Raw genomic sequence first — 18636 nt, forward strand, 5'->3', positions numbered from 1 at the left:
GTGCCATTATCTCCCTAATTACACGCTAATTAAAAACAAACTGTTTTTACGCCACCCGAATAAACAACAACTTGGACTTTATGACCACAGCCATTTCTCAAAGCACGTTAAGGCGTGGTCTGTCCCCAAAGCGACCCGTATTTCGAACCAGTTCCGGATTAATCAACACCCCAGTTAGACCATGGAGGCCGCCCCCCCGTCCCTGCCCTGACACCGCGCCCTTCATCGGTCTTTACTGGCGGCCTAGAAAGTCTATTCTAGGCCGCCACGTTATTTAAGGGCCCCTGAAAATCGACAAGAAAACACGGATGCGCTCCCTTGGGGGCTTTATTTCATGGTAATGACAACTTTTCGTGTTTGTCCCTTTCCCGGATAGGTCACCGTCGAGTATATCGTGTCGCTGCCGTCTACACAGAGCAACCCTTGACCATGGGCGAGGTGATCGGGGTTCTCGATAACCACTTCAAGGCGGCCATTTCCGCAATCGAGCACGACTTCGGCGTGCGCCCATGCCGTCGGTAGACAAGGGTCCATTCGCACAGCCCCCCGTTCAGGTCGCATGCCCAAAATACCTTCGATCCCGAGTTGGAATGTCCACCCCGCGGCGCCTGTGTACCAAGACCAACCTCCCTGCCCAGTTTGAGCGCCCACGCCCGATACATCCCCCGCCAGCACATAGGGCTCGCGCTGATAGAGGTCTGCCGCTTGCTGGTTTGTGGCGCGTCGAATGGGGTTGATAATGTCAAAAACCTGATGTGCGAGGTCGCCCTCGTTGATCGCTACATAGGCCACGCCAAGCCAGACTGCCGCATGCGTGTATTGCCCCCCGTTCTCACGAATACCCGGTGGATAGGCGCGAATATATCCCGGATCACGGTCGGTTTTGTCAAAGGGTGGGGTAAGCAGGCGGATAAGCCGGTTTTGGACATCGACAAGGTTCTCATCTGCCGAAGTCAACGCCTTGAGCGCTCGCGCATCCGCAGGGAGACCTGATAAAACCGACCACGCCTGAGCAATCAAATCAATCCGACATTCCTCATTTTCGGACGCCCCCCAAGGCAAACCCTCATCATCAAAAGCGCGTCGATACCAATCTCCATCCCATGCCTGCGTGGACAGCGCGTTTTCCAAATGGCTGGTATGCACACGCCAGCGAGCAACGTCCTCTTCCCGCCCTGTTTTCTGGGCCACAGGAGCAAACGCGGTCACGGTGGCGATTTGAAACCACGCCAACCAAACACTTTCGCCACGCCCCTCGTCGCCAATCCGGTCCATGCCATCATTCCAGTCGCCCGTTCCCATTAACGGCAAGCCATGGGCTCCTGTCTCCATCATCCGGTCCAGTGCGCGGGCGCAATGCTCATACAACGTTCCTATCTCGCCGTGCTCAAACAGGGCATAGCGATCATGCTCTTCGGATCTCAACTCCGGCGCGCTAAAAAACGGAATTTTGACATCCAAAATGGCCATATCCCCTGTCGCGGCAACATAACGCGCGGTGACATAGACCAACCAGAGATAGTCGTCCGAACAATGTGTCCGCACCCCCCGCCCCTCGGGTGGGTGCCACCAATGCAAGACATCGCCCTCTTCAAACTGGTAGCGTGCCGCCAATAAAATATGCTGACGCACGCGTTGGGGTTCGCTGAGTAACAGGGCGAGTACGTCCTGCAATTGATCGCGGAAACCGTAGGCTCCGCCAGCTTGATAGAACCCCGCGCGCGCCATAATTCGACAGCTTCGGTTTTGATAAGGCAACCACCGGTTCACCATCAAATCAAACGCGGGATCAGGGGTTTTCACCTGAACACTCCCCAACCTTTTAACCCAAGTGTCTTGTAATGCGCGCCACGCGTTTTCGACCTCGGTTGGGTCTTGCCAGCGCTCCACCGCTTGGGCCAAGGCGGCTTGATTGGCGACCTCCCCCAAGGCAAAAACAACCTCGGCCTGCGCTCCTGCGGGGATATCAAGATGCACCTGATACGCGCCACAGGAGTCGCCTCCGTGTACAAAACGCCCGCCTAAATCCCAGCGCCGCAAACCGTCTGGGTTAAACACATCGCCTTCGTGGCCCAGAAAATCACTGCGTGACCCCGTCACACTGTGGGGGCCTAACGAAGCCGTCAGGAATGCAACACGTGCGCCGAATTCCGCATTCCATCGATTACGCCCGATAATGGCCTTTAGGGCTGGATCGTACCGGCTGGAGACATGCGGGCGCGCAACGCTGTCGAGGGCGCCGAGCAACCATTCCGCGTAATAGGTCGCCGAGATACGGCGCGCTTGGCCGGACTTGTTGTTAAGGTGCAATCGCACAAGCTTGACCGAACCGTCGACCGGCACAAAAACCGACACCTTTTGCTCCAGCCCATGACTGTTTTGGCGCCACTGCGTAAACCCTGCGCCATGTCGAATTTGACACGTCGCATCCATCCCCATCGGCATGGGCGTCGTGGTCCAAACATCACTGTTTGCCTCATCTCGAAGGTAAACCACTTCACACGGGACATCCGCCACTGGATCGTTGGACCAAGGCGTGAGGCGATGCTCGCCGCTGTTAATGGCCCAAGTTGCGCCCAGTCCTGCTTCGCTCGTAAGGCAGCCAAAATCGTCGTTAGCCAAAACGTTACACCAAGGGGCTGGAGTGTGCATTTCGGGGGAAAGATGGATCACGTAGTCACTTTTTTTAGGATCAAACCCACCATATGCGTTGTCAAACAACAGGTTTTTCGGCCTAGGGATCGCGGATACGGGTTTGTATTCTGGGGCTGGAACGGGTTCGAAAGGCGGCGAAGGATTTCCAACGTTCAAGGCGCGATCCAGCAACTCACCGAGAGATTTGTTTTGATCGCGCAACACCACATGCGCAGCCGCTTCCACGCCGCGTCGAAGCCCCGCTTCCAGTTGGTCCGCCGCAAGCAGATGAACTCCGCCGCGCATCCCCAACAGGCTCGTCGCATTGGTATCGCTCAGGATCGACAAAACCTTCTCCCGCAGCGGCTCTTCGTAACTCGTTGTCGCGTCGCGCAGAATTACGAAATCAACGTGCAACCCAAGATCATGCCAACGGCGATGCCCCCGTAATAAAACATCCAAAAGCGCTGACTCTTCGGGGTGTGAAATCTCAAGGAGAAGGATCGGAAGATCACCCGAAATCGCGAACCGCCAAAGGTCTGATTGCCCCTTCCAAACGTCTGTGTCCTGCGGCGGTGGTGCGCGGAATGTCTGGTGGGCATGCACCAGCAACGAGGACAGCAATTGCAACTCCGGCAAATGCGCAGGTTCAATCCCCAGCTTGTGAACCGCGCGCGCCGTTTCAAACAAAGCGTCGCGGAACGTGCGTTCAATCGCGATCACGGGATAGCGTTTAGCCACTTGCACCACATCCTTACGGGACGTCCCTGCGACGGTGAGGAAGGTCAGCTCCTTTGTCTCCATGGGCTTCAGGCGCACACGCACTTGAAGGGCCAATACCGGATCAAGCGTCCACCCTGTGGTTCCACTTAATCCCTCGCGCAACCCTTGCGGCTTCTGTTCCCTCTGATTGCGGCCCAGAAATCGGCGGCGGTCGGTTTCCCATGCCGCGACTTTGAGGTCAGGATCGGTACTAATCAACTTGTGCAGCAAGGCGGGGGGCCGGGCTTCGGGGCGGCGCGGACGGCGTTTGAAAAACAAGGCCTGCTCCTCTGGAAAATAGGTGCTTTTCACAAAGAGTTTGCTGAAAGCTGGGTGGCGCTCGTCTTCCAGTGGGGGCGCCAAAACCACCTCAGCGTAGGTTGTCAGGTTAATCGTTCGATCCTTATCCCCCTCATTCACCAACGTCACACGCCGAATTTCCACGTCATCATATGGCGCAACAGTCACGTCCATACGCGCAACGATACCCGCGTGCCGGCGCAGGAATTCAACCATGTGCTGGTGGAAAACAACTTTGGTTTCCGCTGTGGTATGGCCCGACGGAGAGGTGCCAAGCGACCAGATTTCTGCGCGATCGGCATCCTCAAGGTAACACCACATTCCGGTTGCTGTGCGGGTAGAATCCGCGCGCCAGCGTGTCAGGGCAGTTTCGCCCCAGCTAAGCCCTCCTCCCCCTTTATCGGTGATCAACGACGCCATGCGCCCGTTGCCCAATAGATGCACCTGCGGAACAACAAAGTCCGGCGACGGCAGCCATGGGGCAAGGTCTGGTGCAGACGGCACATCAGCCTTGTGAGCCCAACCTTCATCCGCACGGCCACGTTCCAAGGGTTCATCCCATGGCACGCGTTCCTGCAAGAGAAGATCCATGGATTTAACCGCTTTTTCCTGCAGGAACCGTTTCACCATAATATCGTCCCGCAACGCATTGACGATAGCCACCTGTACCATCCCCTGATGGTGCGCCATAAAGGTTTCCACAGGCACAAAATCGGCATTTCGAGGGGCGCGATCCGGTGTGTAATCCAAAGCTTCGATGAAGCCATATCGGGTTAGAACCCCGAGTTTTGAAAGCGCGCGCAAGTTTTCAGCCGCCGCTTGCGGCCATCCACACAACGCTAAAGCCGAGCCGTATGGTGCCACCACAAGGTCCTCGGTCAGACCCCTGCGAATACCCAATCCCGGAACCCCGAACGCACGATATTGGTACGTGCCCTGTGCATCAGTGATACCAAAAGCGGATTCCGATATCCCCCACGGCACGCCGCGCGCCCGCGCATACTCCCGCTGAAATTCAACCGCCGTCAACTCGCTTTCTCCCAATAGAGTATCGCGGTAGCTGGGCAAAAAAAGCGGCGGCATGAGGTATTCAAACATTGACCCGTTCCACGACAGAATGGACGGTTTTCCCTGAAGGCGGGTGATGGGCCGCGTGAACGCAAACCAATGCTCAATAGGGGCATCATGTTTGGCAATGGCGAAATAACTGGCCAAGCGGGCTTCGGTCGCCAAAAGGTCGTAGTGGCTGCTGTCCATTTTTCCGAGACTGTGATTGTAACCAATGAAAAAAAGGCGCGACGCAGAGTCATACAGAAATGTGAAATCCATGCCGTAGGCCATCTCGCCAGCCTTTTGGGCCAAATCCCCCAACGCGGCGTGCAACGCGTTTTCCTGCGCAAGCCCCGCGTGAATAGCCTGCTGCATCTGATCGAGCCACGCTTGGGTCTTGGGGTCAACATTCGGGTGCGCCGATCGCCACGCCTCCAAGAGATCGGACAGGGCCTTTGGTGCATGCGGTTTCCCATTTTGCCCTTTTGAGGGGTACATCATTTCCGCCACTTCCTGTGCACTGGGCCTAATTTTCGCGGGCACTTCGGCAAGCAAAGAAAGCCACGGCAGGAAGGTGTCGATATCGCGCGCAATCGCGTGCAAGTCGTGGTGGAACCGTTCGAGCCACGTCGTAATTTCGCTCACTTGCGTTTGGGGCAAATCAGTCGCGTCCTCGATCGTATCGCGCACAGTCGTTTCCAATTCCTGCCAGAGCGGGTCACCGAGCGTGTCGAGGATGGTTTTCCAAACCAGCGGAGATGAAGCGGTCTGGGCTATCAGGCGCCGGATGGCCCGCTCAGTATCGCGCAGCGCGCGCTCATTTACGTCTGGCACCTCGCGGAGGGCCTCGCACAAAAGGTCGAGGGTTGTTTCAAGAGAGCCAAAACTACTGCTCTCAAATGCTGGGCGCGCCACAAGGTCCAGACAGCCTTGTTTCAGGGCGATTAACGCAACCGCAAGATTTCCGCTATCGACGGTCGAAACATATTGCGGCTCAAGGGGGGCAAGGGTTTGGGTGTTGTACCAATTCAGCAGATGCCCGCGATACCGCGTCATCCGCTCCAGCGTGTCGAGGGTGTTGCGACTGCGGGCCACGAAATCGCTGACGGTGATAAAATTTAGATCACGTGCCGCCAGAGCGGAGGTCAGAAACATGCCGATATTGGTGGGCGAGGTGCGATGCGCGATCTCTTCTTTGTCGCCAAATTGATAGTTATCAGGGGGCAACCAATTGTCGTCTGGCCCAACAAAGGTCTCAAAGAAATGCCATGTGCGCCGTGCGACCAACGTCAGGAAGGCACGTTGGGTGGCCTTTAGGGACTGGGTGCGGAAATACCGCGGGCGTGCGGTCCACACAGAGATTTCTGGTGCAAGTAACCATAGGATTAGAACCGGTATCGCAGACCAGAAACCACTAGGATTATTGAGGGCTAGATGTCCCGCCAAAATCGCCGCAAGCGCCGAAGAGGGCCACATCAGGTTCCAAGAGGCCCTCCGAATACTTTGGCCATAAAGCCTGCTGGACACATGCGCCGCCGAGGTCCATTCAAGCCGTTTTTTGCCCGTCACATAGAGCCGCCAAAGGGTGCGAAAAATCGCATCAAGCGAGATCAAGGTGTCGCTGACCAGAAACGTGATCGTAAAAAACCAGCGCCCACCCGTGGTCTTGATTTTATGGATCGCGGTGCCCATCGCCCCCCGCCGGATTCCCCCTGTTGCGATGGCGAATAATTCTCCGGCCAGATAGCTACCCGGGGCCGCAATAACCAAAACGGTCCAAACCAACGCACTACCCGGCAAGACCAGCCACGCCCCCAAAAAGAGCAACAACAACGCGGGCGACGTCAGACTTCGGCGTAAATTATCAACCATTTTCCAACGATCCAGCGCCGTCAACGTCGTGCGCATACGTCCTCCCTGCGCATCGGGGACGCGGCGCCCGAGCCAAGGGACAAGCTGCCAATCCCCCCGCATCCAACGGTGCTGACGCTGCGCGAATTCCGGATAAGTCGCGGGCATGTCTTCATACAAAACCAAATTACTCACCAACGCCGCGCGCGCGTGCAGCCCCTCAAAAAGGTCGTGACTGAGAATGGAATTTTCAGGAACCCGCCCCGCTGTGCTGCGATGCAGGGCCGCAATGTCATAAATCCCTTTGCCGACGTAAATGCCGGTTCCAAACAGGTCTTGATACACATTCGACACCGCACGGCTATAAATATCAACGGCGGTATCTCCACCATAAAGGTGACTAAAATGCGTGTTTTCCTCAAGTTTAGGGAGGATTTCGATCCGAGGTTGCAAGATGGCATAGCCTTTGGTCACGCGCCCGCTTTGCGGATCAATGACGGCTCGGTTAAGGGGGTGCGCAATAATTCCAATGAGACGCGATGTGGTGCCTGGTGGTAATTGGGTGTCTGCGTCAAGCGTGATCGCATAGCGCAGACCGCGCAGGCTTTCGACGGGACCGGCAACCAAGTTGAAAGCATCAACACCCTCCCCCAACACGAAGCGGTTAAACTCCTCAAGCTTGCCGCGCTTGCGTTCCCACGCCATCCAGCAGCCTTCGGATGGATTGTGCTGACGTGCCCTGTGTAGCAAAATGAAAGGGGCTTTGCCCAGTTTTCCATACCGAAGATTGAGCGCCGCGATCCGGCTTTGAAATGCGATTTCGATCAGGGGGTCGTCGGGCATTGTTTGTGTCGGCGCGTCGACCGGATCGGACAGCACCACAAAGGTGAGGGCCGGATCGGGATTGGCGAGGCGCAATATCTCCAGCTTTTCGGCAATCCCCTCGACCTCGGCCTCAGACGCGACAATTACAGGAAGCACGATGGCCGTGGAAAATTCTGAGGGAATGGCTTTTGAAAAATCCAGTTCAGGGAGCGGCTTGGGGCGGCTCAGACGGGTGATAAGCCAATGCCCGACCCACACGCTTGGGATTGTGGCGGGCAACAACGTTGCCGCGACACCGATAATCCATTGACCCCACGTTGCATCATTGACCCACAAATAGACGACGGACACCATTAAGGCGGCCACCACAAGCAGCGAGAGCCCCAAAGCATAGAGCGCGCCCCTAAATCCGGACAATTGGCGCTGAAATGCAGAAATGAGGGGCGGGCGATACTCAATTGCAGCTTCCAATGCGGGTAACCCGTCCCCTATGAGCCAATAGCCAACATGATGCCGCAGCGAGTCTTGGCTTTCTTTCTGGGACAATACCACCGCCTCGCGCGCGATTTCGGACTCGGAGGTGTTGGTGCGCCTCCCCAACCGCTCAACGGTTTTGCGATAACTATCACGGGTTTCGAAGGTCATTTGCGCATAAATATGCGCGGGATCCTTGGACAGTTCCGCCTCGATACAACTCACCTCATCAACGAAATCCGCCCATTTGATCGTGTCGATGGTAACCAGATTGGCAATCACCCGTGCTATCTGATCGACGGGTCGCGCCACGGGCGTGGCCAGTGTTTGCTCGCTTAGGTCGACGCTCAGCAACAACTCGGCGTTCATCGCACCGATCGCATGGATCAACCGTTCAATACACACAAGGCGAAGCATCGACGGTATCGCCCACACCTCAGCATTGGTGAGCGGCGTCGTCATTTGAAAAGCATCAATATAGCGCACCAGATCGGTAAAAATAATTTGGGGGGTCAGCTCGTCATAAACCGCATTTGATACCGCGAAAACGCGCGGAATCCTTGCGCCGTTTGTGCCATCCATAGCGGGGAGTTTGAGGTAAAAATCGGGGGGCATACCCTCTTGCAACCGCAGCAACGCCCGCTTGACCTGATAGTCATTATCCAAAAGCCATTCGGCCGCCCGTTCATGATTGGCGGCAGGATCGGCGCAATACGTTCGGACCTGCTCAAACCAGTCAGACAGACGGGGCAACGCCCGATAGCTATCGAGCAGCACCGGAGGCCCCGCATCAATCGCATAGTTTATCGGGGGGCGATTAATACCAGGTGACGCTTTTTCGGCGGCATTCATCCGTCCGTACCCACAGGTTGCCGCACCCCCTTGGACGACACCGTATTGAACGCATGGACATTATCTCGAGTGTGTTTGTGGCGTACCATCAACACCGGAATTTCCGCTCTGTCCAAAATGAAACGGGCGACATCTCCGGTGGCAACATCGCCGTGTCCGCTTTGTCCGTGCGTCGCCATGACCAGAAAATCAACGGCCTTCTCGGACACAAAACTCAGGATGGCGCGCCGTACATCACCGACGTGAACAATGCTTGTGGATACTTTCAGACCGTTGTGTGCGAGGCTTTTCTTGATGCTACCTAGGTGTCTTTTACCTGCCTGCTCATTCTTGATTGCCACCATTTCATGCAATTTTTCAGACTTTTTATCTTTGACGCCAAACGCGGTCAAACCCACGCTCGGGACAACATAACACAACAAAAGTTCGGCGTTTTCCGCTTTAGCCAACAAAACAGCCTTCGGGAGGGCGGCCTCTGCGCGGACCGATCCATCGAGGGGCACCAGAATTCGGCGATAGCGCTTGTCTTGCCCCCCTTTCGCGCGGGAAGGAATCATAAGAATTGCCGCACTTTGCGACAGCAAAACACCACAAGCGGTATCACTCGATTGCCAGCCAAGACCATCCGTTGACCGCAGTGCGGCGGCGATGCCCCCCTGCCGATGGTCCACAAAATCGGAAACTTGGCCGATACACTGCCCTTCGAGCAGTTTTACTTCGCATTCTGGCCCATCCTCCCCTGCAAAGGGGCGGGCGCGTTCAGCAAGATCCTTCATGATTTTTTGCTTTTTGATATTCCAATCCACGGGGTCAATCGGGCCCTTCCCGTCGTGAGGATCCGCCATAATATGCACAAGTACGACTTTGCCAGAAAACGCATTCGCGACCTTTTGGGCATGGAACAGCGCGGAGGTCTCCACGTGTGCATCCTCCAGAAAAATCATGACGTCACACCCTTTGTGGCTATCGGGTACCTGTAAAGGAGAAGGGGTGAAGTGTGGATTCGTGGCCATTTTCGCGATTTCCTTTGGATACAGGTTTTCTGACATCGAGACAGAAGCAATTCTTGAGGAGGATCAGCGGGCCTATCGGCGGTGCGATTATGGCGCAATCCAGATGAATCCCTCCGGCGCACGGCACCTTTCTCCTCCGTTGTCGGCGAAAAAATGGTGCCACAGTTGAGGCAAATCAATCTGGCGCTGGATCAGCATTTATTAGCCGAGGCAAAACTTTGGGGTTCAATGAACTTAGCTATGCTCCCCGTTTTGCGATTTGGCAGCCTAGCAAGAAGAGCGAGTCCGTTTTTACGACTGCCAGAGTTGATTTGTATCAATTCTGACGGTGGCGCGGATGCTACATTTTGGAAAGGCCTTCGTATACTCAAACCGCCAAGCGGGGAGCAAAGCCTACCATGCGATCTGCCTTTCAAGTCTTTGATTTCTTAACAAAGGTGCCCCGAAATGGATTGGTTTTGGAAATATTCATTTGACCAGATGCTGCAACCATTGTTGCAGAATGGATCGCTACATATTGTGATGCCCGATGGCGAGAAACGCATCTATGGCGATGCGACTGGCAAACCCATTTTGGTGTGCATTCACAGCATGGCCACGGTCCGCAAGTTGGCCCTCAGCCCTGAATTGGCCCTTGGGGAAGCTTATACGAATGGGTCGCTAACAATTGATGGCGACGACTTACAATCCTTTTTGGCGATGCTTGTTCTTAACGTCGATCCCGCTGGGGCGAATCGCGTTTGGTGGCAAAAGCCTGTGATAAAAATGCGGGCAATTTTGCGTGGTTTGAAACAGAATAATATGGTGCCACAGGCGCGCCGCAATGTAGCGCACCACTATGACCTTTCAGGGCAACTTTATGATCTCTTTCTCGACGAAAGCCGCCAGTATTCCTGCGCCTATTTCAAGGATCCCTCCGACACATTGGAGCAAGCGCAAGAGCAAAAAATTAACCACATCGCCCGCAAGTTACTGATCGAACCGGGCATGCGCGTTTTGGATATCGGTTGTGGCTGGGGTGGGATGGCGATGACCTTGGCGCAGGATTATGGCGCAAATGTTGTCGGCATTACACTGTCCAAAGAACAGCACGCCTTTGCAACGGAGCGCGCAAAACGGGCCGGGCTTTCGGATCGCGTAGATATCCGCCTTTGCGACTATCGCAATATCGACGAGCAGTTTGACAGAATTGTCTCTGTTGGAATGTTTGAGCACGTTGGCTTGCGCCACTTCGACGAGTATTTCACCACTCTTCGCAACCGCCTATCCCCCGAGGGGATCGCCTTAGTACACACAATCGGTTGGTCACGCGCGTCAAAGGACACAAACCCCTGGATTGCCAAACATATTTTCCCCGGCGGCTATGTTCCTTCGGTCTCGGAGACAATGGCGGCAGTCGAAAAAGCGCAGTTTTGGGCCACAGATATTGAGTGCTGGCGCCTGCACTATGCCTATACTTTGCGTCAATGGTACGACCGTTTCATCCAAAACCAAGACGTGGCTCGCAACATTTATGATGACCAATTTGTGCGGATGTGGCGCTTTTACCTCGCCGCCAGCGAACAGACATTTCGGCATGGGTATCAAGCGGTCTATCAGTTCCAACTGTCCCGCAAAATTGACGCGGTCCCCCTTACCCGCGACTATCTATATTTGCGCCCAAACCAAACCCATTCACCACTCATCAGCAAAAAACGAAAACCTGATCTCGTCACCCTATCGGGCATTCCGGTACCGCCAAATCGTAAACGCAGACCGGCTATCACACCGCATAAAGGAGCTGCACCATGAATTACCAATAGCCACGCACTGTACTGCGTGGCCGCTGTCAGGTCGGCAATTAGGCGTGACCGTGAATATGCCAGATCGTGCGAAGCTCCGAAACACAGCGCCGAGGGATCATGTGGTAGCGCGCGATCTCGGCGTCAGACAACCCAAGATCGGTCAGGGCCTCAAGGCTTTGCTTTGGGAAAGGCCCAAGGATATCAACATATTCGCTAAGCTGGCTTGGCAACTCGGGCGCGAGGTCCCTCGCCAATGGATGAGGATCCCTGTTGCCCGATTGTAGCTTTTGGATGTGTGGTTGAATATATTTGTAGTCCATCGGTTTCACCTCTCGCTTACCAAAAGAACGTGACAGAAACGTTAGGTAAGATTTCACCGAAACACCAAAGTTCGATTGACGCAGATCAATTGCCTTTGGAGAAGCGTGTCCAACGGCTAAAAATTGCCGACATTGCGTCCCTATTATAAAGGAGCGGTCATAGTATCCGGCATAAATCTCGGTGGTAAAAGGGGTATTCAATCAAATTGGCGTTCGCTGGCGCGAAGCACGGCAACCCCCTAGCCGCTCACCACGACCAACGGTATCTTATGCTAAATCAACAGACGGGCGCTAGAAAATATTGGGCACAACGAGGTCCGGTGGGCGATGACCGTCGGCAAATGTTTTGATATTAATCATAACTTTCTCGCCCATTTCGATCCGCCCCTCCCGCGTCGCCGATCCAACATGCGGCAACAAAGCGACGTTATCGAGGGCGCGCAAACGAGGGTTAATGTTCGCTCCGTCCTCAAACACATCAAGGCCCGCCCCCGCAATCTCGCCCGCACGCAACATCCGCGTCAAAGCGTTCTCGTCGATCACTTCACCACGGGACGTATTGACGATCACCGCCGTCGGTTTCATTAATTTCAACCGCCGCGCATTCATCAAATGAAACGTGCTGGGCGTATGCGGACAATTGATCGAAAGGACATCAACGCGCGCAACCATCTGGTCCAAACTCTCCCACCATGTCGCGCCAAGCTCGGCTTCGACCTCGGGATGCAACCGTTTGCGATTGTTGTAATGTATCTCCATTCCAAAGGCTGCCGCACGCCGCGCAACCGCACGGCCATTTTGCCCCATGCCCAATATCCCCAGCTTCTTGCCCGCAATCCGTCCGCCCAACATCGCCGTCGGTGTCCATCCGCGCCAACCGCCTTCCTGCATCACACGAAGCCCCTCGGGGATTCGGCGCGTAACGGCAAGAATGAGCATCATCGCAATGTCGGCAGTGTCTTCGGAAACCACACCGGGCGTGTTGGAAACAAGGATTCCGCGCTGACGCGCCGTTGCGACATCAATATGATCAACCCCTGCGCCGTAGTTCGCAATGAGGCGCAACTGCGCGCCAGCCGTTGCCAGCATCGCGGCGTCAATCTTGTCGGTAACCGTAGGTACCAAAACATCCGCATGCTGCATCGCCGCCAAGAGTTCCTCGCGAATCATCGGGGTATCATCGACCCGCAATGTTGTCTCAAAAAGCTCCTTGAGGCGTGCTTCGACAACTGCAGGCAACCGTCGCGTTACGACAACACTTAGACGTTTAGCGGGCATGGTGCGCTCCCTTTTCTTTTCTTTTCCAGCTCTCAAGACTATGGTGGCCGAGTTGACGATCGGGCACAAGAACTCGACGCACAGAAGCAGAAAATAAGTCAGGCAATCGCAAAATGCGTTCCAAAAACTTTGTTCGAGCCCTCCTGTCGGTGCTCCTTTTTGCGTCCATGACGCCTTCGTCTTTTGCCGAAACGCGCGGGGCCGTAACAAATCTGCCAATTCCGCGATTCGTGTCGATGAAAGCCTCGGAGGCCAATGTGCGTCGTGGGCCCAGCCTGACTCACCGAATTGACTGGGTTTATAAGCACCGCAACATGCCGCTGGAAATTACCGCCGAATTCGGACATTGGCGCCGCGTGCGGGACATGGACGGCGTTGGGGGCTGGGTGCATTTCACCCTGCTTTCGGGGGTGCGCACCGTGGTGATCACCAAAGACCTGACCAAACTTCTCAGCCATCCCAAAGACAACGCCCTTCCGACGGCGGAATTAAAAGCGGGCGTCATTGCCCGCCTTCAAGACTGCAATCCCGACTGGTGCGAACTCAATGCAGATGGCTACAAAGGGTGGGCTCCAAAGTCGAATTATTGGGGCGTCGGAGTGGGTGAAATTCGCGATTAAACGGACTGTTTTCAGACCAATCCACGCCCCTTCAAAAGGGCATCTACCTTTGGCATCCGGCCCCTGAATTGAAGATACAACTCTTCTGAATCCTGCGACCCACCTGTGGAAAGAATGAATTTCTCCAACCGCTTAGCTGTTTCTGAATCAAAGGGGTCTCCCGCTTCCTCAAAGGCCAAAAACGCATCCGCATCCATAACTTCGGACCACATGTAACTGTAATAGGCACTAGAATATCCGTCACCGGAAAACACATGCGCAAACCCGGGCGTCGCATGGCGCATTCGAATGGCATGCGGCATGCCAATACTGGCCAAAATCTCATCCTGACGGGCCATTGTATCCGCCGGAGCATCCCCGTTGTGGAAGTCCAAATCCACGAGGGCTGAGGCCACATATTCCACGGTCGAGAACCCCATATTGTAGGTCTGTGCCGCCAACAGTCGGTCAAGTAACGCACGCGGAATGGGCGCGCCCGTCACCGCATGAAGAGCGTGTTTTTCGAGAACTTCAGGCACTTCAAGCCAATGCTCGAACAACTGGCTCGGCAACTCAACAAAGTCGCGCGAAACGGAGGTTCCCGAAACACTTTCGTAGGTCACATCCGACAACATTTGGTGCAGCGCGTGGCCAAATTCATGGAAAAGTGTCCGCGCATCATCATAGGACAAAAGCGCAGGCTCGCCCGCCGAAGGTTTGGCAAAATTACACACATTCACCACAATCGGGCGTACTTCCCCGCCCAGTTTTTTCTGACTGCGCATCGCCGAACACCACGCGCCGGACCGTTTAGAACCTCGAGCAAAATAATCCCCAATGAACACCGCCACATGCACGCCATTCCGGCTTATTTCCCACGCACGGCAATCGGGATGATAGAGTGGAACGTTCAATGGTTTAGCCTCAAGCCCAAACAGTCGATACGCGCAATCAAACGACGCCTCAATCATCCGGTCCAGTTGGAAATAGGGTTTTAATTCCGCCTCATCCAAATCATGCTCCGCCAAACGACGTTTTTCCGAATAATAGCGCCAATCCCAAGCCTCAAGCGGGCCATTCACGCCATCCTTAAGCATCATGCTCTCAAGAATAGCCGCGTCTGCCTCTGCGGCGGGTTTGGCCTTATCCCAGACCGACATCAATAATTCTCGCACGGCTTCTGGTGTTTTCGCCATTTCCGTTTCAAGCTTATAGGCTGCGAAATTGTCATAACCCAACAATTGTGCCCGCGTTTCGCGCAGTTTGAGCGTCTCGCTTGTGATTTTACGATTATCCGTCTTTCCGCCATTCGCGCCCCGCGCAACCCAAGCTTCATAGGCGAGTTGGCGCAAATCTCGACGTTCCGAGAACTGCAGGAAAGGCACGATCAGCGAGCGTGAAAGGGTTACGACAGGTCCGTTGGCCTTTTTTTCAACGCCTGCGGCCCGCGCTGTGGCGACCACAAATTCGGGCAATCCCGCCAAATCATCGTCTGATAGCGGCAGAAACCAGTCGCGCTCGTCGGCCAAAAGGTTCTGTGAAAACTCCGTCCCCAAAACCGCAAGGCGCGCCTTCACTGCGCGATGTTGGTCGCGTGCGTCGCCCGATAGCTGTGCGCCAGACCGTACAAATCCACGGCGAGTAAGTTCCAAAACACGCAACTGCTCATCGGTCAAATCAAAGGATTTACGATTATTCCACACGGAGTCTATCCGCGCGAACAAGGCCGCGTTCATACTGATATCGCTGGAATACTCTGCCAATAGCGGGGAAAATACGCGCTGTAATTTTTCGCGTGTTTCAGAACTATCAGCCCCCGCGAGGTTATAGAAAACACTCAAAACACGGCCAAGGTTTTCATCCGCCTGCTCAAGCGTATCTATCGTGTTGGCGAAAGTCGGCGTGTCTGGATTTTCTGAAATCGCCGCAATCGCGGCCCGCGCTTGCGCCATGGCATCCCGAACCGCTGGCTCAAAATCGTCATCAGATATTTCAGCAAAAGGTGGAAGCTTGAAGGGTGTGTCCCAAGCAGCGAGTAACGGGTTGGTCATAGAATGTCTCCTTTGACCATAAGCTAGTCACGAAGGCCGCGGATCACCACCCTTTCAATGTGAATTTTCACCGCAAATCGGACAATCTTTGCGTCGTTTTACAGAAATTTTGCGCGCTTGCGCATAAAGCCCATCATACATCAACAACTGCCCTCGCAACCCCTCGCCGGCACCAGTAATATCCTTTACGGCTTCTAGCGCCATCAGGGAACCAATGATGCCCGGCAACGGTCCTACGACTCCTGCCTCTGCACAGTTGGGGACCAAACCCGGCGCCGGGATTTCGGGAAAAACGCATTGATAGCAAGGGCCACCACGCGCAGGATCATAGATTGAAATCTGGCCTTCCCATTGCGTCATAGCCGCCGAAATAAGGGGCTTCCGAAGAAGAACTGCGACCTCATTCACCATATACCGAGTCTCAAAATTGTCCGTGCCGTCCATAATCACATCGTATTCCGCAAATAATTCGACAGCGCCTTCTCGATCTAAACGTCTGAAATATGGTCGAATTTCCACGAAAGGGTTTTGCGCACGAAGCTCTTGCTCAGCGGAAAAGACCTTGGGCATATCAATGCTGGCGTCTTTGTGGATCACTTGGCGTTGAAGGTTTGAATTATCCACAACGTCATCGTCGACAATTCCAATTGTCCCCACCCCAGCCGCCGCCAAATATTGCAAAACAGGCGCTCCCAATCCGCCAGCGCCAATAACCAAAACCTTCGCGTCTCTTAGGCGTTTTTGCCCAGCGCCGCCGATCTCGCGCAGAAAGATGTGGCGGGAATATCGATCAATTTCAACATCCCGAAATATCGCGTTAGGGCCCAAGGTTTCCGCATTTTTCGCCACTTTGTGCCGCAACCAGAGAATCCACCTTTGAAAACCAAAAACACTACCGATGAGAATTCCAACAAGCGCCCATTCCCCCCAAACCTGGCCAAAATATCCGCGCATTGCATTTCCTTCCGGCAAGGCAAAATGGGCCAGTAAGCCGACCACGTATATACAGAATATCAACAATCCACGTAGGCTGCGCGGTGCCTTCAAATAGCCACCCCCGAACCAAATTGCCGCCATTAGAAAGAGCGGAAAGATCATCCGTCACGCTTTCCCGTTGAGCCGAAACCACCAGCCCCACGCTTGGTTTTCGAAAGGGTTTCTGTTAGGGAAAACGACGCTTGAATTACGGGAGCCACAACCATTTGAGCAATCCGGTCTCCGTGAGAAATAAGGTAATCCGTGTCGCCAAAGTTTACGACAATCAGGCCTAAGGGACCGCGATAATCCGAATCAATCGTCCCCGGAGTGTTTAAAAGCGTGATCCCGTGTTTGAGCGCAAGTCCTGAGCGTGGCCTAATTTGAACTTCAAATCCCTCAGGAAGCTCCATAGAAAAACCTGCCGGAATCAGGGCCCGTTGATTGGGGCACAGCACAAGCCCGTCACGCTGTTCGGCAGGGAAATTAGCCCGCACATCCGCCCCAGCAGAACCGCTGGTTTCATAACTTGGTAAAGCTATGGACTGATCAGCGCCATCGACAAATTTCAGGGAAATTATGGTCTGTTCCATTTTCAAAACACTCGCATTTTATGAATTTAATGTCTGTGCGATCAATCCAGCCAGTTTCTTGGCGACTTCGGTTTTGCTCATACGCGGCCAAGCCTGCGCGCCCTCCTCCGTCACAAAGGTTACTGCATTTTCACTGCCACCCATAATGCCCGTTTCGGGCGAAACATCGTTGGCGAGTATCCAATCACATCCCTTGCGCAAACGTTTGGCCGTAGCGTTTGCGACAACGTCATCGGTTTCCGCGGCGAAGCCAACGACCAATCGAGGCCGCTTAGCACTTGCACAGACCGTCGCCAAAATATCGGGGTTTTCCGCAAATTTAAGGTCAGGCATTCCATCTTTGGTTTTCTTCATTTTGGAGGCCCGCGCGTTTTCAACATGCCAATCCGCAACCGCCGCCGCAAAGACCGCAGCATCCACGGGAAGGACGCGCTGAACTGCGGCCATCATCTCGCGGGCGGATTGCACTTTTACAACTTCCACGCCCGTAGGAGGCGCGATATCCGCTGGACCTGTAACAAATACAACATCGGCACCAAGTTGGGCGAGCGCCGAGGCAATGGCCGTTCCTTGCGCTCCTGACGACCGGTTTGCAATATAGCGCACTGGATCGATGGGCTCGTGCGTGGGTCCCGAAGTCACAAGAATGCGCTTCCCCTTTAGGGGGCCAACGGCCAATTTTGCTTCGATAGCAGCAACGATTTCAAGTGGCTCTGCCATACGGCCAAACCCAAATTCTCCGCACGCCATATCGCCCTCGTTGGGGCCAACCACAGTGCCGCCATCCGCAATAACTTGCGCAATATTGCGCTGAGTGGCGGGATGATCCCACATCCGAACATTCATTGAGGGCGCGTATAGAACATCTGTATCCGTCGCCAAAAGGAGCGTGCTCGCGAGATCATTGGCAATTCCTGTCGCGGATTTGGCCATCAAGTCCGCTGTGGCTGGTGCGACAACAATCAAATCTGACGCGCGGGAAAGCTCAATGTGTCCCATTTCCGCTTCATCGGTAAGGTTAAACAAATCTTGATAAACCTTATTACCCGACAAGGCGGATATAGAAAGCGGCGTCACAAATTCCGCAGCCGACTTGGTAAGGACAGCGGTCACCGACACTCCGCGCTCACGGAGCTTTCGGATTAAATCCAAAGCCTTATAAGCCGCGATACCGCCGCCAATAATTAAGAGAACCCGTTTTTGTGCCAGCATGATCGGCCCTTTTACTCAACCTACCTTATTGCTATTGCGCAAACGCTCCAATTGCCACCCTTA

General features: G+C 54.6%; 10 protein-coding genes. 2 read left to right on the forward strand and 8 right to left on the reverse strand.

All coding sequences use genetic code 11. The annotated features are described in order from the left end of the window. Window positions 1-327: 327 nt before the first annotated feature. Both AB9F27_RS18130 and AB9F27_RS18135 read right to left on the reverse strand, forming a co-directional pair. On the reverse strand, window positions 328-8748 hold the full coding sequence (locus AB9F27_RS18130; RefSeq protein ID WP_369757993.1) for a GH36-type glycosyl hydrolase domain-containing protein: 8421 nt from the start codon (window positions 8746-8748) through the stop codon (window positions 328-330). Beyond that, window positions 8745-9761: a universal stress protein gene (locus tag AB9F27_RS18135; protein ID WP_335584077.1), complete on the reverse strand. Its 1017-nt coding sequence runs from the start codon at window positions 9759-9761 to the stop codon at window positions 8745-8747. Before AB9F27_RS18135 ends, AB9F27_RS18130 begins: the two co-directional genes overlap by 4 nt. A 447-nt stretch (window positions 9762-10208) precedes the next feature. Here AB9F27_RS18135 and AB9F27_RS18140 point away from each other — a divergent pair, with 447 nt between their 5' ends. Further along, the gene (locus AB9F27_RS18140) at window positions 10209-11552 is read left to right on the forward strand and encodes a cyclopropane-fatty-acyl-phospholipid synthase family protein (protein WP_335584078.1); all 1344 of its coding nucleotides are present in this window, start codon (window positions 10209-10211) and stop codon (window positions 11550-11552) included. A 49-nt stretch (window positions 11553-11601) separates the two neighbouring features. On the opposite strand, the gene AB9F27_RS18145 is transcribed toward AB9F27_RS18140, so the two are convergent. Both AB9F27_RS18145 and AB9F27_RS18150 read right to left on the reverse strand, forming a co-directional pair. Beyond that, window positions 11602-11865: a hypothetical protein gene (locus AB9F27_RS18145; protein ID WP_335584079.1), complete on the reverse strand. Its 264-nt coding sequence runs from the start codon at window positions 11863-11865 to the stop codon at window positions 11602-11604. Window positions 11866-12156: 291 nt separating this feature from the next. Continuing rightward, on the reverse strand, window positions 12157-13143 hold the full coding sequence (locus AB9F27_RS18150; protein ID WP_335584080.1) for a D-glycerate dehydrogenase: 987 nt from the start codon (window positions 13141-13143) through the stop codon (window positions 12157-12159). Window positions 13144-13256: 113 nt separating this feature from the next. On the opposite strand from AB9F27_RS18150, the gene AB9F27_RS18155 reads away from it, so the two are divergent. Continuing rightward, window positions 13257-13763 carry an SH3 domain-containing protein gene (locus AB9F27_RS18155; RefSeq protein WP_335584081.1) on the forward strand — a complete coding sequence of 169 codons (507 nt, stop codon included), beginning with the start codon at window positions 13257-13259 and terminating at the stop codon, window positions 13761-13763. An 11-nt stretch (window positions 13764-13774) separates the two neighbouring features. Here the strand turns inward: AB9F27_RS18155 and AB9F27_RS18160 are convergent, their stop codons facing one another. Genes AB9F27_RS18160 through coaBC form a run of 4 tightly spaced genes read right to left on the reverse strand, consistent with a single transcriptional unit; the run spans window position 13775 to window position 18573 of the window. Then, a complete protein-coding gene (locus AB9F27_RS18160; RefSeq protein ID WP_335584082.1) occupies window positions 13775-15793 on the reverse strand; it encodes a M3 family metallopeptidase in 2019 nt (672 codons plus the stop codon). Between the two features lie 54 nt (window positions 15794-15847). Next, on the reverse strand, window positions 15848-16891 hold the full coding sequence (locus AB9F27_RS18165; RefSeq protein ID WP_335584083.1) for a molybdopterin-synthase adenylyltransferase MoeB: 1044 nt from the start codon (window positions 16889-16891) through the stop codon (window positions 15848-15850). Then, window positions 16888-17361 (reverse strand): dUTP diphosphatase, encoded by a 474-nt coding sequence (gene dut / locus AB9F27_RS18170; RefSeq protein WP_335584084.1) that lies wholly within the window; start codon window positions 17359-17361, stop codon window positions 16888-16890. Before dut ends, AB9F27_RS18165 begins: the two co-directional genes overlap by 4 nt. 18 nt (window positions 17362-17379) lie before the next feature. After that, complete coding sequence (coaBC, locus tag AB9F27_RS18175; RefSeq protein ID WP_335584085.1) at window positions 17380-18573, reverse strand: bifunctional phosphopantothenoylcysteine decarboxylase/phosphopantothenate--cysteine ligase CoaBC; 1194 nt, start codon at window positions 18571-18573, stop codon at window positions 17380-17382. Between the last annotated feature and the right edge of the window lie 63 nt (window positions 18574-18636).

It is taken from the genome of Falsihalocynthiibacter sp. CO-5D18 (assembly GCF_041205445.1).
GTDB lineage: Bacteria > Pseudomonadota > Alphaproteobacteria > Rhodobacterales > Rhodobacteraceae > Falsihalocynthiibacter > Falsihalocynthiibacter arcticus.